Genomic DNA, 14,361 nt, shown 5'->3' with positions numbered 1-14,361 from the left:
ATGCAGCTGCGCTTCGAATAGCGACGATATGGCGGATACTATCGGTAATGTGGCGCCAAATGTCAAATGGTTGTCGCGGCTCCCAAACTATTGTTCAGCCTCGAAATTCAACAGGACATTGCTCTATGGGACTTCCGAGTCACGTCAAATACGTCATCGTCGGCGCCGGCATCCACGGCCTGTCGGCCGCCTGGCATCTGGGCGAGAACCTACGCAAGAGCGGCAAGGGCAGCGGCAAGGACATCCTGATCGTCGACAAGACCGCCATCGCGGCGGGCGCCTCCGGCATTGCCTGCGGCGTGGTGCGCAACAACTACTTCCAGCCCGCCATGCGCCGCCTGATGGCGCACAGCGTCTCGGTCTGGGAGAGCGACCCGGAGGCCTTCTCCTACCACCCGGTCGGCTATATGCAGATCAGCCCCGAGGTGATGCACGCGGACGTCGCCAGCATCTACCAGCAGCAGAAGGAGATTGGCTATCCGTCGGTCTTCATCGAGGGCGAGAAGGACTGCATGAAGTACATGCAGGGCATCTTCTCCGACTGGCAGGCCAAGGGTATCACGTCGGTGCTGCACGAGGAAAAGGGGGGCTATGCCAACAACACGCGCTCGATCTACGGCCTCGCCGAGAAAGCGGAGAACGAGGACGTGCGGATCGCGACTGGCTTGAAGGTCATCGGCTTCGAGAAGGACGCCAAGGGCGCGGTTAAGGCCGTCGTCACCGACAAGGGCACGATTGGCTGCGACCAGGTCATCATCGGTGCCGGCCCGTGGGTCAAGCAGATTTGGGACATGCTCGAGCTGCCGAAGGCGATCTCGATCAAGGGGCGCGACGGCAAGACGCACCATGACGTGCCAATGTGGACCTTCTGGTCGCTGCAGGAAGGCACGCTCGGCGTCGACCCGAAGCTGCAGCGCACCAATGACGGCAAGATGCCGCCAGTGATCCATGTGGACACCGATGCGCCGCTCCATTCCGATGTCGACGGCACGGTGATCACGGACAAGCTGTGGGGCATCTACTACAAGCCTGATTTCCACTTCGGCGGCGTGCAGGGCGGCGCCATGCCGTTCAAGGTGCCGACTGCGCCAGAGCAGGTGAAGATCGATCCCTACGGCCCGGAGAGCCCGGACTTCATCGTCGGCGACGACTTTGCCCACATGTGGGTATCGGCGCTGGCTTTCTGCCAGAAGCGCTTCGAGGGCACCATGCCGAAATACAAGAAGGAGCCGTCCGGCGGCATCGGCAGCTTCACGGCGGATTCCTTTCCGGTGTTCGACCGGTTCTGCGAGAACGTGATCGCCGACAGCAATCACGGCTACAAGATGATCGGCGTCGGCAAGCTGGTGGCCGACGACATCTGCGGTAACGAGAGCGACCTGCTACGGCCGTTCCGCTTCTCGCGCTTCGCCGAAGGCAAGCTGCATCCGACCTCGCATTCGCCATTCCCCTGGAGCTGACATTTGCCCGCTCGAAACCAGAGTGTGACGATGAGGGCAAGACCCAATAAGTGTGCTCCGATCCCTGAAAACTGGATCGGTCGGAACTGGAGTTTTCCTCTGTAGGTTCCCCTGGCTCGGGAGGAGCGGAACACAATGAATGCATCTAAGTTTTCCGCCACGCAGAAGGCGTTCATTTTGAAGCAAGGGGCTGATGAGATATGTCGCCGGGCCGGTATCAGCCAAGCGACCTACTTAACTCTGGGTCTTGGTTTGTCCTGCCCCGATAATGTCTTTTTCTCTCCACGAGCGGCTCCAACCTTGTTGGCAGTTCTTCATATCCCCGCGGAGACCAGTGTATTTCGAACCGCTTGACGCACGTCAAAATCTCAAACGCTAAGTTGTTAAGATCAAATCAATCACCTTGAACTTGTGCGAGTTACAGCCAAAGGTAAGCGAGTTGGGGGGGTATCGTGGCAGAGTACAGCTTAATAATCACGGATGTAACGCGCTATGGAAGTCTTTACTGCGTGGCCGGATGGGACGTTGGTCGACAGCGGATGATACGACCCGAGCCGCCGGGGGCCAATGCTGCAGTCGAGGCTTCTCGATTTTGGGATGGCGATTTTGCTGGAGATGGACAGGTTTTCGCGTTTGGGAATAAGGTGCTTATTGCCGCCACAAAACCACCTGACCACTTTCCTTTCCCCCACGCGACCGAAGACCGGATTGTAGTCGCAGGTAGCAACATCGCGGTTCTCGAGCGTCTCAACACCACGCAGATTGTTCAATCCATTGCAGAAAGCGTTTCTGCGTCACCGTTGAAGGCGTTCGGAGGCCATTTGGTGCGTGCTCAAAGTGGAAAGGCACAAGTGCCCGCCGGAACGAATACCGCATCGCTCGGCGCCATTGAAATCGAGCCTGACGAAATTAGCTTTTACAGTGATGTAGCGGCAAACGGAAGGCGACGCCTCAGGGCCGTTGTCGAGTACGAGGGTCTCGACTACGATTTTTCTGTGCCAGCCGATGCAGCCTATAGGCGCTTCATTGACGGTGAGATAGCGGCATTGAAGGCTGATGCCCACGCCAGCGAATTGATCCATGTCCGTCTCGGGTTGTGCCGTCCCTTCGCTGCAATGCCGCACTCCTGCTACGCTCAGGTTAACGGTCTCTTGTTCCTATGAGGTGCAGGCGTTAGAAAGGCGCAGCGGGATCGGCGGTCAAAATGCTACGCCCATTGTCCGGAAACTCCGTTTGGAGAAGGCTCAGTTGGCGAAGAAAGAGATAGGAAGCTCGACGTTGCAAGTGTTCACAATTGGCCACTCAATGCTTTCCTATGAAAGCTTTTTCGCGCTTTTAAAGCTGCATGGCGTTAATGCCATAGCGGACGTCAGAACATCACCGTTCTCGCGGCATTTTCCGCACTTCAATAAAGAAAACTTGCAGCGCGAGCTTGGAGGGGACCGCGTCAAATACGTGTTTCTTGGACAGGAACTCGGCGGGCGTCCCAAAAGCAAGCAGTTTTTCTGCGAAGGTGTAGCAGATTACGAGAGAATGGCAAGAACGGAGGAGTTTGCCTGCGGCATTGATCGGGTAGTCGAAGGAGCCAAGTCTTATCGGATAGCGTTAATGTGCTCTGAGCAGAACCCGCTAGACTGTCACCGATGCCTACTCGTTGGTCGGGCATTGCACGAAAAAGGGGTGAAGGTTCAGCACATTCTCGGCAACGGCCACCTGTTGGATCAAGATCGAATAGAGGCACGATTACTCGACATGGCAGGAAAGGCAGATGTAGATTTATTTGAGGTGCCCTCAAAGCGACTGGCCGCAGCCTACCGTAATCGGGCACAAAAGGTCGCGTTCTCAGGTAGTCAATTCGCCCCTAAAAACGTAGATGTCAGGAGCCTGAGAAGTTGGTTGAGCTTGCAACGATAGGCTTTACAAAAACAACAGCTGCTAATTTCTTTGATAGACTTAAGAAAGCGAGCGTCAAAAAAATAATCGACGTCAGACTTCACAATACCTCTCAGCTTGCAGGCTTCGCGAAAGCGGATGACTTGGCGTATTTTCTGAAAGAAATTTGTGGCGTTCAGTACGTCCATCAACCAATCCTCGCGCCTACGGATGACCTTCTAAAGGCTTACAAACGCGACAAAGGTGACTGGGGGATTTACGAACGATCGTTCTTATGCTTGATGGAAGAAAGACGGATTGAGATCCGGTTGAAACCGGAGCTGTTTTCGAGCGGCTGCTTACTTTGCTCCGAGGATAAACCCCACCATTGCCACCGCAGATTGGTGTGTGAGTATTTAAACTCGAAGTGGGACGGTGCCCTAAAGGTCCGCCATCTTTGAAAGCTCTTGTGGGCAAGCTAACCAATTCTAGTCGCTGCAATCACTCAGCGTGTTGAACCTTTTTGCCACAGCTGAGAGCCGCAGGCGCTAACGTGGTCCAGTTTGGCGGCGGGCATACCGACGCGCACCCGAGGGCAGCGGCTGCGGCATCGGTGGCCGTCACGATCCGTCTGCTCCCGTCCCGGACGTCGACCACCAACGGCGCGTCAGCGCGCGCCGCCGCTGCGCCGGTCATCCGCCGCAGACGGTCGGTGGACCAGCTCGGCAGGTACAGCGAGACGACCCCTTTCATCACAGGCTTCCAATTCGAAATCAGCGCTTTCGCCAGCCCGGGCGCGGATCAACTCGACCAGCCAGCTGGCTCGGCTAATACCGGGAACCTGCATTGGCGTGGAGGGCAGCACCGACACCCGCCAGCGTGGCGGTGGCGGTGGGCTGCCCGAAATCGGTCGCGTCCGTCTGGCGCCGCCAAAGCCGTAGCGCGAGACCGATGGTTCCGGTCACCTCCGCGGTGAGCATGAGGCGACGCGAGGCCTTCATTGAGAGCTGGGCGACTTCCCCGACAACGGCCCTTAAGCCGCCATGCCGCAGGCGCTCCTCCATGCAGGCAAGACACTGGCCTGGTCGCCGGCCTCCAGGTAACCCGATCGGGCGGCAGGCCGCCTGCGCGACGGCGGGCGCAAAATATCCGGCTGGGTGATGCACCAGAGCACGCGGCCTTTCGTGCGCGCGGCGATGCCGGCGGTGAACAGGGCACTGGCGGCACCATCGATGATGCCGTTGCCGCCCCGGCGATCTCATGCAATGCAGTGCCGCGCGCCCACGCCCGGGCAGGCGTGAAACCACGGCGGCCACCCGAAGGGCAGCACCGATTGGGCGCGTCTCCGAGGGCCTTCGATCTTTTTCGACCTGCGCGCGCAAGGCGTCGATGGCCGGGGGCCGCATGGTATCTATTGACCTCCGCTTGTGAGCGTGCCGAGCGGGTTATCGTGACGCTCTTCGTCAACCCGACACAGTTCAACAATGCAGCCGGTCTCGCGGCCTGGCACGGAGCACGAGGACGGCGCCAAGCTCGCGCCGCTCGGCGCTCATCTGCTCAACTCCCTCTCAGACGGGCGCCGATCTTGCTTTCTTCGGGGAGAAGGATTTCCAGCAGTTGCACGAGGGGCGTCGGTGGCGTGGGATCTGGATATCCCCATCGAGATAGTCGCCTGCCCGACGGTCCGCGAGGAGGACGGCCTGGCAATGTAGTCGCGCAACGTGCACCTGTCGGTGGCGGAGCGGCAGGTCGCGCCGAGACTTGCCGCGCGGCCGCACGCGTCGCCGGAGGCGCGTCGGTCGACGCGACGCTCGTCGAGGCGCGGTCAGCAATTGTCCCGGTAGGCTACGCCCGGATCGAGTATCTCGAACTCCGGGCCAAGGAGGACCTCGCTACGATGCAGGCGCTTGACAGGCCCGGACGCTTGCTCGTGGCTGCCTGGCTTGGCGAGACGCGGCTGATCGACAATGTAGAGGTGCCGTCCCGGCCAGGAGCCATCACGCGCACGGCGGCTTGAGGCGGTGCATGCCCTTCGATTACTTCGAACCGAGTGGTACGCGGGACGAATTCCATCCCCGGCAGACAGTCTGAATCATCAATCGCTGATCTGGAATCGCCAACGACTTCAATCAGCTCCGGTGCCGCTCTTGCGAAAACCGCGAGATGAACCGGCACGTGGGGTTCATCATCGTCAAGTGGGGAATATGGCGGCAGATGTCAAAAGAATGGCCGCAAATGTCAATGCGATTCTAGTTTGCGCGATCTAATTATCACCCGATAATCTCGCGTGAATCGGCGTCGCGAGCGCCGCCATTTGGAGACCGCGAGCGGTTAGTCGACTTTCGAGAAAACATGGTGCGGTGCTATGGGAGGTTATCCCTCTACTGGCATTTGCTTGCCAATGGCGGCATGCGATTTGCAAGAGCAACGAGCCGCTCAGCTTGGCAATGCGATAAATCCCAGAAAGAGTTCGAGCATCCGCTCTGCCCGAACTGAGGCGGCCTGATCTACTGGAACGCTGCGGAACGACCTTGGATCGGGACGCCCGCGATTTGGGTCGAGGCGGGGCTTCGAGGGCTGTTTTGGAGGTATCCGACCTTCAGATTGTTCTGCTCTAGCGGAACCAGAATCCACGCAGCTAAATGTTTCTATGATGCCTCGGCTCACACCCGCGACTCCAACAGTCGACAAGGCATCACGTTGATCAACGGCGCTAGCTGCATATGGTCGTTCATGGATGACATTACCTGCCAATGTCCGAGGCTACTTTGAGCTGCTTTCTGGTCTCGCCATCGGGGGAAACGGCGCCGCAACGATGATCACTTCACATGAGGAAAGTCGAGGCCGGAAAAGGTCGCGGCGACAGCCGTTGTGGCCGCTCTACCTTGTTCTTTTCATGCTGCTGCTTTCGGCGGTGGTGTTGGCCTTCGTCACTGGGCGCTATCCCGTGCCGCCGCTGATAGCGCTACGGATCTTCCTATACCCCGTCACCGGCGGTGAGGCCGACTGGACTGCGACCGCGGAGACAGTCGTATGGGAAATCAGGCTGCCGCGCATTGCCGGCGCGCTGCTGGTCGGCGCCAGTCTGGCCGCGGCCGGGACGACCTATCAGTGCATTTTCCGCAATCCCCTGGTTTCGCCCGCGATCCTCGGCGCCTCACAGGGCGCGGCCTTCGGCGCCTCGCTGGCCCTGCTGTTGCGCCTGTCTTGGTCGGGCGTCATGGGCATGGCTATGGCATCCGGTATCCTCGCCACATCGGCCACTGCGCTGATCGGCCGTCATCTCGGCAGTGGCTCGATGATCACCTTGGTATTGGCGGGCCTGGTGGTCGCCGCCGTTTTCAACGCGCTGGTTGCGGTGGTGCAATACATAGCCGACCCGCTCGACGTGCTGCCGTCGATCACCTTCTGGCTGATGGGCAGTCTAAATCGCATCGGTAATGATGATCTCGGCATCATCGGCGTTCCTATCGCACTTATGCTCGCCCAGCTTTACGCCTTCCGCTGGCACATAAACGTGCTCGGCGCCGACAACGACGCGGCACGGGCGCTCGGGGTCAATGCGGCGCTGGTGAGCGGCGTTGCCATCGCCGGAGCCACCGTACTGACCGCGCTCGCTGTCAGCGTAAGCGGCATCGTTGGCTGGGTCGGGCTGGTCGTCCCCCACATCGCCCGCTTTCTGGTCGGTCCCAATTTCGACCGCCTCTTGCCGATCAGCGCCCTGACGGGCGGCCTGTTCCTGCTTGCCATGGACACACTGGCGCGCAGCGTGGCGACACAGGAGCTGCCGCTCGGCGTCGTAACCTCGCTTGTCGGTGCGCCATTCTTCGCCATCGTGCTCGGCCGTGCCCGGAGGCATTGGTTCTGATGGCCGCTTTAGTCGCCAGCGATGTCTCCTTCACTCACGCCGGCAACGTCGCTCCGACCCTGCGCGGGATTTCGATCCGGGCCGAAGCGGGCGGGGTGCTGTGCCTTCTCGGGCCGAACGGGTCGGGTAAGACGACGCTGCTGCGTTGTCTCGTCGGGCTCCAGGGCGGCGGCGCCGGCATCGAGATCGACGGCCGGCCGCTGTCGAGCTTCAGCGAAGGCGAACGGGCGCGCCGCATCGCTTATGTGCCGCAGCACGGCGCGGCCGTATTTCCCTACACGCTGGCCGACATCGCGGTACTCGGCCGCACGCCGCATCTCGGCTCCTTCACCGTGCCGTCGCCCGATGACTGGCGCATCGCCCTCGACAGCCTAGGCCGACTTGGCATCGGCCACCTGGCGAACCATCCGTTCAACCTGTCGAGCGGCGGCGAGCGCCAGCTTGCGCTGATCGCCCGCGCAATCGCGCAGGACGCGGCGACGATCGTGCTCGACGAACCGACGGCCAGCCTCGATTTCGCCAACCAGACGCGCATCCTCGACATCATCGCGGGCTTGGCGACGCAGGGGCGCACGCTGGTATTTTCCACGCACGATCCCGACCACGCCCTGGCGGCGGCGACGCAAGCGGTTCTGCTGAAGCACGGGCTCGTGCTTGCGCAGGGAGACGTAGCCCATGTGGTCAACGATCTCACGCTGAGCGCGCTGTACGATGTGCCGGTGCGGCTGGTGTCCCTCGGTGCAGGCGACGATGGCTTCGGTCCCATGACCGTATGTTTTCCTGTCCGCCGAAGCTCCCGATTGGGCAAGTCCCATAATCTGAGGGAAAATTGATATGACGTGTCGACCCATCCTGAAAATTTCAGCCTTTTTACTGCTCCTGTTAGGCATCGCCTCGCCGGCGGCGGGTGCGACCGCGGTCCGCACCATCACCGACATGGCAGGCCGCAGGGTCGTCGTGCCGGCCGAAGTCGAGCGGGTCGCCACCATGGGCTCCGTGCCGCCACTAAACAGCCTGCTGTTCGCCGTCGGCGCGTCGGATCGACTCGTCAGCGGTTTGCCGCCGCGGTTCGGAGAGAACCCGCGCTGGACCTTTCAAAAAGTCTTCGCGCCGCAACTGGCTGACGCGCCCTTGATCGAGACGCAGAGCCGGGAACCAGACCTGGAGGCGATCATCGCGCTCCAGCCGGATGTCATCCTGACGACCTATCCGGCCATGGCGGATGCGGTGGCGCGCGTCGGCGTGCCTGCGGTCGTCATTGAATGGCAGGAGCCCGATGACGTGAAGACGGCGATGGAACTCATCGGCGGTCTTCTCGGCAAGGAGAAGGAAGCAGCCGCCTATGTCGACTACTTCGACCGAACTCTGGCGCGGGTCTCGGCGATTTCGCAATCCCTTGCGGACACTGAGAAGCCGCGCGTGCTTTATTTCGAGCCGGAGACGATCAGCCAGCCGCATCTCATTGCGGAGTGGTGGATCCGGCAGGCCGGCGGCGTCAGCGTCTCCGACGACGGGCGCAGCCAAGAAGTGCTATCCTTCAACATCGAGCAGGTGCTGACCTGGAACCCCGGCATCGTCCTGGTCCCCCAGCTGAAAGATGTCGAAAAGGTCCTCGGCAACCCGCTGCTAAAGGACGTACGTGCGGTGGCGACCCGGCGCGTTTTTCCGCTTCCTGTAGTCGCGCATACATGGGGCAATCGCACGGCTGAGCAGCCGCTGACCGTGCTGTGGGCGGCAAGGACGATCAACCCGGAGGTTTTTGGTGAGATCGATCTAAAGGCCGAAGTGAAGCGTTTCTACGCCACTACCTTCGCCCACCCGCTCGACGATGAGATCGTCGCGGCCATTTTGGATCCCACGACCGAGCCACCCTACTGAGCGATCCGGCCGCGGACTTTCCGCAGCAAATCCAGCCTTATTGTGCCGCTTACCACGAGTGCAACAAAGTCGAGCACCTGGTTAACCGCCTCCAGCATCCATGTGAGCCAGCTTTTTCGGTGGCGCAAGCAGCTTTGCCGAAACCCCGCGCCGTGCGCCCAATTCATTCCCATGGAGATCGCGAGGCGCTGCCGGCACCGCCGACATCGGCGGAGTCGCCAAACCAAGCGTTCGATATGGCGGCAGATGCCAAAAATGTGGCAGGACGCGTCAACGCGGTCCTGATTACGCGGTCTAATCTCACCCGATGGAGCTCGCGTGAATTTGGCTTCGCGAGCGCCGCCACCGGTACGGATTGAAGCTCGGGCGTCCAAAAAAGCCCAGCTGAGAAGAGCCGTCACGATATGAAGATTGCAAGCAATCGTCCCTAGGTTCCTTGAGAGGCCGGCTGGGAAACTGGCCATGAATTGGGTCGTAGGAGCCCTGTCGACTTCGCTTGAACAAACATCACAAGAACAAATCGTTAGTAGCTTACAGATGCCCAACAATCGAGCTGTTACATGCAAGCAAAAGCCGATCTTGCAACTTAGTTTGCCGAATGTCTGACGAGGAGGCTGAAATGTCTGATTGGTTCCGGCTGGAGCGAAGCGCAGTACTAGCCGTTGATCTGCAAGGCGAGAACCTCCCCGAGGGTGCTTGCACGGTGGAGAATTATCCAGACGTTCTGAGCAAGTCCCAGAAGGTGCTGGCCGCTTGTCGACGAACTGGTTTTCCGATCATTTACACGCGCCATTGGCTCGACCCGAAGGGTATAGACACGCCACGATACGAGTCTCTGGATGACCGCGGGCGGCCGCTGCACAGCGTCGCCGGTTCAACGCGGGGGGAGATCTGTCCGGAGGTCACGCCGCAGGATGGGGACATCGTCATCGACAAGCAGCGCTTCACGGCCTTTTACGGCACGAAGCTCGATCTTGTTCTTAACCGCATGGATATCGAGCACCTGATCATCTTCGGGGTCTGGACGGAGGCCTGCCTGGAGACGACGGTATGGGATGCCCTGTGGCGCGATTTTCGGATCACGCTGGTGAAAGATGCGTGCGGGAGCGCGACCGAAACAATTCACAAGACCGCCATGCTTGACATGGCCAATTGGCTGAGGGGCGGGATGATCATCGGGGCGGAGGAACTGGTTAAGGCGCTGGATGGGAACGACTATCGCGCATGGCGCTTCGAAAAGCCGTTCTCGATGCCGTACCGGACTGAAACAATCGATTCGTTGTACGAGTCCCTGTGAGACAGAATGGCGGCCCGCGGCACCTCCGGGCGTCCACCGACGGGAGACCGAAAAAGGCAAATACGGTTCAGAACAGCGAAGGGGAGGCGTCCAGCAATGCGAGTAAAGAAGATAATACGGCGCGAGTTTCTGAAAACCAGCGCACTTCTAGGCCTCGGCGCCGCTAGTCTGCATCTTCCAGACCGCGCGATTGCGGCCGGCGAGATTCGGCTTCTCACGTGGGAGGGCTATGCCGAGGACGCCTGGATAAAGGATTTCGAGCAGTCCAATGGTGTTACGGTCACGAAAACATACGTGGGCTCGAACGATGAATACATGGCCAAGCTGGCCGCGGGTGGAGGCGACTATGATGTCGCCGTGATCGTGAGCTCGTTGGCGGAGAGGGCCATCGACGCCGGCTTCGTGGAAAATCTCGATCTGTCCTTGATTCCCAATTTTGAGCAGCTTTATCCACGGCTCAAGACCGTCGCTTTCATTTCGAAGGAAAAGCAGGTCTATGGAGTGCCGACGTTCCTTGGAATCACTCTCGTCACTGTGAACGCCGATGTAATTCCCGATGGGAGCGACTTCGGAATCCTTTTTGACAATCGGTACGCTTGCAAAATCGGTATGGGACGATGTTGCAACGTTGGGAGACGTGGCGAACTGGATGGGAATTGAAGACCTTTGGAACATGACGGACGAACAGCTCGAAGCGGTGAAGCAGAAGCTGATCGAGCAGAAGCCCCTCGTGCGCACCTATTGGTCCCAGGCGGGCGAGGCGATCGACCTGTTCATGATCAAGGAAATCGTCGCATCCAATTCTTGGAGCTACATCACCGCGACCCTGAAATCACAGGGACTGCCGGTGCGCGAATTTGCCGGCTCCCCGCCTATCGGCTGGATCGACTCGCACTTCATTGTGAAGGGGGACACCGAACCAGGAAGTCGCCCACAAGTTTATCAATCACATCATCTCCCCGGAATCGCAGGGCGAGATCCCCAATGTTACTGGCTACATGCCGACCAGCCCGGCGTCGAAGGGTCACATGAAGGCGGAGACCTGGGAAGCGTTGCGCTTGGAGCAGGTTGGCGAGATGATGGACCAGATGCAATTTTGGGAGAACATCCCGCGCCGGAACCGCTATCTGGAGGTACTGAATGAGGTGAAGGCTGCTTGATTATGCCAGTTGAACCCGCGAAAGAGGGATCGTGCTGCAATCAGGCGCTCGTCCGGCTTGACCGGGCTTGACCGGGTGTCGAAGGCCTTCGGAAATACAGTGGCCCTCAAGGATCTGTCGCTGGAGATCCTTGAGGGCGAGTTCCTGACGCTTCTTGGTCCGAGCGGGTGCGGTAAGACCACGACATTGCGCCTCATCAGCGGTTTCGAGGTGCCGGACCGTGGGTCCGTGTCGATTAAAGGGCGAGACGTTACCCACGTTCCGCCCTTTCGCCGTGACGTGAACACCGTCTTCCAGAACTACGCCTTGTTCCCCCATCTTACGGTGTTCGAAAACGTCGCTTATGCGCTAAGGGTGAAACGGATTTCCACAGCGGACGTCAAGGCTCGGGTCTTGGCAATGCTCGATCGTGTGGGACTCAGCGACAAGGCCAGCCGGTTGCCCCGCGAACTCAGCGGCGGCCAGATGCAGCGGGTGGCCCTGGGTCGAGCCCTGATCAACGAACCGTCAGTTCTCCTGCTTGACGAGCCCCTCAGCGCCCTGGGCGCCAAGCTGCTCGTGCGATGCAACTTGAGTTGCGGCGGATGCATGCCGAGTTGGGTCTCACCTTCGTCTGCGTGACCCACGACCAGGAAGAAGCGCTGGTGATGAGCGACCGCATTGCGGTGCTCGATTCTGGAGAAATCGCCGAAATCGGCACGCCGCGGGAGATCTTCGAGCGCCCGTCAAACCGCTTTGTCGCGGACTTCATCGGTGGATGCAATTTCATACCGATCTCGATCGACCAGAGTAGCGGCTTTAGATTACGAAACGGCAAGCCGCATGCTCTGGCGCGTGGAACTGAAGGGCTTCTGGCCATTCGTCCGCAGAACTTGAAGCTCGGCGTGCCAGAAGAGGACGCAGCGTTCGAAGCGGACGTCCACGTCTCGGACGTCGTCTGTCTAGGGACAGCAGTCAGACTGGCCCTGAGACTGGGAAGTGACGTTGAGCTGACCGCAGAGCTGGATCGCCAGGCAATTGGAACTACCAACCTGGAGCCCTCGACCGCGCTTCGCGTTTGGGCGCGGCAAGGCGACGTGATCGTCTTCGACAGTTCTGGCTGGAGCGGGCATGGGCGCTGGCTGAAGCATCTATGCGCACGCACCGCGTTGATTGGAGTCGGTACTTGCGGCTCACGGTCTTTCTCGGGCCGGCGGCGCTTTACGCGATTCTATTTATCATGGTGCCTTACACCAATCCTCGCCTACAGCTTCTGGAAAGTCGAGAACTATGTCACTCTTCCTGACTTCGGCCTGCAGAACTTTGCCCGCATTGTCGAGAGCGCGGTATATCTATCGATGACCGGCAACTCCTTGCTGGTCGCAGGTATCGTCACGATCTGTGCGGTACTCCTTGGATACGCCCTCGCCTTTTATGTTGCCTTGTGCGCCGGCCCGCGGCGGCAGATCCTCTATTTCCTGATGGTGATCCCGCTTTGGACGAGTTTCCTTTTGCGTGCCTTTATTTGGCGCATCATACTGGGGCGTGAAGGCGTCATCAATTCTGGACTCGGCTGGCTAAGGATTGCCGGTGAGCCAATCTCGCTGTTGTTGTTCAATCGCTTCAGTGTATGTGTCGCGCTCACATACGTATTTATACCCTTTGTCGCCATCCCGGTTTACACCGCGCTCGAAAAAATTCCGCGAGAGACCCTCGAGGCAAGTATGGATTTGGGGGCCTCGCCCGCCTACACCTTGTGGCGCGTCATTCTGCCGCTCAGCGTACCTGGCATCATCGCGGGAACGATGTTCACCTTCTGCCTAAGTTTCGGGGATTTTGTCGCGCCGGCACTGCTTGGCGGGCCGAGCGGCATGATGATCTCGAGCATCATAATAAGCCAGTTTGGGGCGGCCTTCGACTGGCCGTTCGGCAGTGCGTTGGCGATTGTGATCATCGTGGTGATCGCCTCAGCCGTTGCCCTGGCGAGATGGATGGAGCGGCGATATGAATGAAGTGTTGCCCAGATGGTCGCGGGGCTGCGCACGTCAAGCACACTTCTTGGGATAGCAGTATTCGTCTTTCTCTATGCGCCTCTCGCGCTTCTGGTGGCCTATTCCTTTAGCGCCAGTCGCACGCTCACGTTTCCCATCCGGGGATTTACCTTTGAGTGGTATGCAGCGCTAGCAAACAATGAAGAACTCCTGCGCGCCGTCGCCAATAGCCTGAAGGTCGCTGCCGGGGTGGTATTCCTGACACTGCTGCTTGGCATTCCGGCCGCGTATGCTCTGAGCCGCTTCGCGTTTCGGGGCAGTGCCCTGGTTGACCACATGCTGACGCTGCCATTGATGATTCCCGGGATCATCACGGGCTTATCGATTCTGCTCCTACTCAAGAGCTTTGGTTTCGGCCTGTCCCTAGGGGCGGTCGCGCTAGGCCACAGTGTGGCTTGGCTGCCCATCGTAGTAGAGCAGGTGGCGGCGCGCCTGCGCAGGCTAGACCGAAGCATCGAGGAGGCTAGTCTTGATCTTGGCGCGGGATATGCGCAGACGTTCGTGCGCGCTGTGCTCCCCAACCTGAAAGGGGCGATCACCGGGAGCGCTCTGCTCGTGTTCACTTTGAGCTTTGACGAGGTGTCCATCACGTTTCTGTTGACGGCGACTGAAAACACCTTATCCATGCAGATTTGGGCCATGTTACGGCAAGGCGTGACGCCAGAGATCTGCGCGATCGCAACGATAACCGTGGCTTTCTCGGGCGCGCTCATAGGTTTGGGAGTGGGTTTGGCGCGGAGTTGAGTGCCGCCGTTTGAGACGCGAATCTCTGATCCGACGGCACGGGTAATCCTCC

15 protein-coding genes are annotated in these 14,361 nt (G+C 59.6%); all 15 read left to right on the top strand.

Features of this window, described 5'->3' with window-relative positions; translation table 11 throughout:
• Positions 1-125 precede the first annotated feature (125 nt).
• Complete coding sequence (locus EN818_RS29735; protein ID WP_128362973.1) at positions 126-1,460, top strand: FAD-binding oxidoreductase; 1,335 nt, start codon at positions 126-128, stop codon at positions 1,458-1,460.
• A 452-nt stretch (positions 1,461-1,912) separates the two neighbouring features.
• Positions 1,913-2,623 (top strand): hypothetical protein, encoded by a 711-nt coding sequence (locus EN818_RS29725; protein WP_128362970.1) that lies wholly within the window; start codon positions 1,913-1,915, stop codon positions 2,621-2,623.
• An 85-nt stretch (positions 2,624-2,708) separates the two neighbouring features.
• On the top strand, positions 2,709-3,374 hold the full coding sequence (locus tag EN818_RS29720; protein WP_206073314.1) for a DUF488 domain-containing protein: 666 nt from the start codon (positions 2,709-2,711) through the stop codon (positions 3,372-3,374).
• The gene (locus tag EN818_RS29715) at positions 3,353-3,793 is read left to right on the top strand and encodes a DUF488 domain-containing protein (RefSeq protein WP_095517282.1); all 441 of its coding nucleotides are present in this window, start codon (positions 3,353-3,355) and stop codon (positions 3,791-3,793) included. Before EN818_RS29720 ends, EN818_RS29715 begins: the two co-directional genes overlap by 22 nt.
• A 1,023-nt stretch (positions 3,794-4,816) precedes the next feature.
• Positions 4,817-5,044, top strand: a complete 228-nt coding sequence (locus tag EN818_RS34525) for a pantoate--beta-alanine ligase (protein WP_329609748.1) — start codon at positions 4,817-4,819, stop codon at positions 5,042-5,044.
• Positions 4,972-5,349: a pantoate--beta-alanine ligase gene (locus EN818_RS34520; RefSeq protein WP_329609747.1), complete on the top strand. Its 378-nt coding sequence runs from the start codon at positions 4,972-4,974 to the stop codon at positions 5,347-5,349. Before EN818_RS34525 ends, EN818_RS34520 begins: the two co-directional genes overlap by 73 nt.
• 852 nt (positions 5,350-6,201) lie before the next feature.
• On the top strand, positions 6,202-7,200 hold the full coding sequence (locus tag EN818_RS29700) for an iron ABC transporter permease (RefSeq protein ID WP_206073315.1): 999 nt from the start codon (positions 6,202-6,204) through the stop codon (positions 7,198-7,200).
• Positions 7,200-8,033, top strand: a complete 834-nt coding sequence (locus EN818_RS29695; RefSeq protein WP_095517284.1) for an ABC transporter ATP-binding protein — start codon at positions 7,200-7,202, stop codon at positions 8,031-8,033. Before EN818_RS29700 ends, EN818_RS29695 begins: the two co-directional genes overlap by 1 nt.
• A 1-nt stretch (position 8,034) precedes the next feature.
• The gene (locus EN818_RS29690) at positions 8,035-9,078 is read left to right on the top strand and encodes an ABC transporter substrate-binding protein (RefSeq protein ID WP_095517285.1); all 1,044 of its coding nucleotides are present in this window, start codon (positions 8,035-8,037) and stop codon (positions 9,076-9,078) included.
• 619 nt (positions 9,079-9,697) lie between these two features.
• Positions 9,698-10,375, top strand: coding sequence for an isochorismatase family cysteine hydrolase (locus EN818_RS29685; protein ID WP_165778326.1), 678 nt, complete (start codon positions 9,698-9,700; stop codon positions 10,373-10,375).
• Positions 10,376-10,471: 96 nt separating this feature from the next.
• Entirely contained in the window at positions 10,472-11,035 is a 564-nt protein-coding gene (locus tag EN818_RS29680; RefSeq protein WP_165778327.1) for an extracellular solute-binding protein, read from the top strand.
• Positions 11,025-11,519: a hypothetical protein gene (locus EN818_RS29675; RefSeq protein ID WP_128362971.1), complete on the top strand. Its 495-nt coding sequence runs from the start codon at positions 11,025-11,027 to the stop codon at positions 11,517-11,519. Before EN818_RS29680 ends, EN818_RS29675 begins: the two co-directional genes overlap by 11 nt.
• Before the next feature lie 73 nt (positions 11,520-11,592).
• Complete coding sequence (locus EN818_RS33300; RefSeq protein ID WP_206073317.1) at positions 11,593-12,156, top strand: ATP-binding cassette domain-containing protein; 564 nt, start codon at positions 11,593-11,595, stop codon at positions 12,154-12,156.
• The gene (locus tag EN818_RS33295) at positions 12,120-13,526 is read left to right on the top strand and encodes an ABC transporter permease subunit (RefSeq protein ID WP_210214712.1); all 1,407 of its coding nucleotides are present in this window, start codon (positions 12,120-12,122) and stop codon (positions 13,524-13,526) included. The genes EN818_RS33300 and EN818_RS33295 overlap by 37 nt, the downstream gene beginning before the upstream one ends.
• A gap of 12 nt (positions 13,527-13,538) precedes the next feature.
• Positions 13,539-14,309, top strand: coding sequence for an ABC transporter permease (locus EN818_RS29660; protein ID WP_095517289.1), 771 nt, complete (start codon positions 13,539-13,541; stop codon positions 14,307-14,309).
• Positions 14,310-14,361 lie beyond the last annotated feature (52 nt).

The sequence above is a fragment of the Mesorhizobium sp. M3A.F.Ca.ET.175.01.1.1 genome (assembly GCF_004791945.1).
GTDB lineage: Bacteria > Pseudomonadota > Alphaproteobacteria > Rhizobiales > Rhizobiaceae > Mesorhizobium.
This window is presented reverse-complemented; position numbering and strand designations above follow the sequence as displayed.

Bases quoted from the DNA above. Each gene is read 5' to 3' on its own strand.
- EN818_RS29695 (WP_095517284.1), top strand. From the start codon at position 7,200: ATGGCCGCTTTAGTCGCCAGCGATGTCTCCTTCACTCACGCCGGCAAC.
- EN818_RS29660 (WP_095517289.1), top strand. From the start codon at position 13,539: ATGGTCGCGGGGCTGCGCACGTCAAGCACACTTCTTGGGATAGCAGTA.
- EN818_RS29690 (WP_095517285.1), top strand. From the start codon at position 8,035: ATGACGTGTCGACCCATCCTGAAAATTTCAGCCTTTTTACTGCTCCTG.
- EN818_RS29680 (WP_165778327.1), top strand. From the start codon at position 10,472: ATGCGAGTAAAGAAGATAATACGGCGCGAGTTTCTGAAAACCAGCGCA.
- EN818_RS29685 (WP_165778326.1), top strand. From the start codon at position 9,698: ATGTCTGATTGGTTCCGGCTGGAGCGAAGCGCAGTACTAGCCGTTGAT.
- EN818_RS29735 (WP_128362973.1), top strand. From the start codon at position 126: ATGGGACTTCCGAGTCACGTCAAATACGTCATCGTCGGCGCCGGCATC.
- EN818_RS33295 (WP_210214712.1), top strand. From the start codon at position 12,120: ATGCATGCCGAGTTGGGTCTCACCTTCGTCTGCGTGACCCACGACCAG.
- EN818_RS34525 (WP_329609748.1), top strand. From the start codon at position 4,817: ATGCAGCCGGTCTCGCGGCCTGGCACGGAGCACGAGGACGGCGCCAAG.
- EN818_RS29675 (WP_128362971.1), top strand. From the start codon at position 11,025: ATGGGAATTGAAGACCTTTGGAACATGACGGACGAACAGCTCGAAGCG.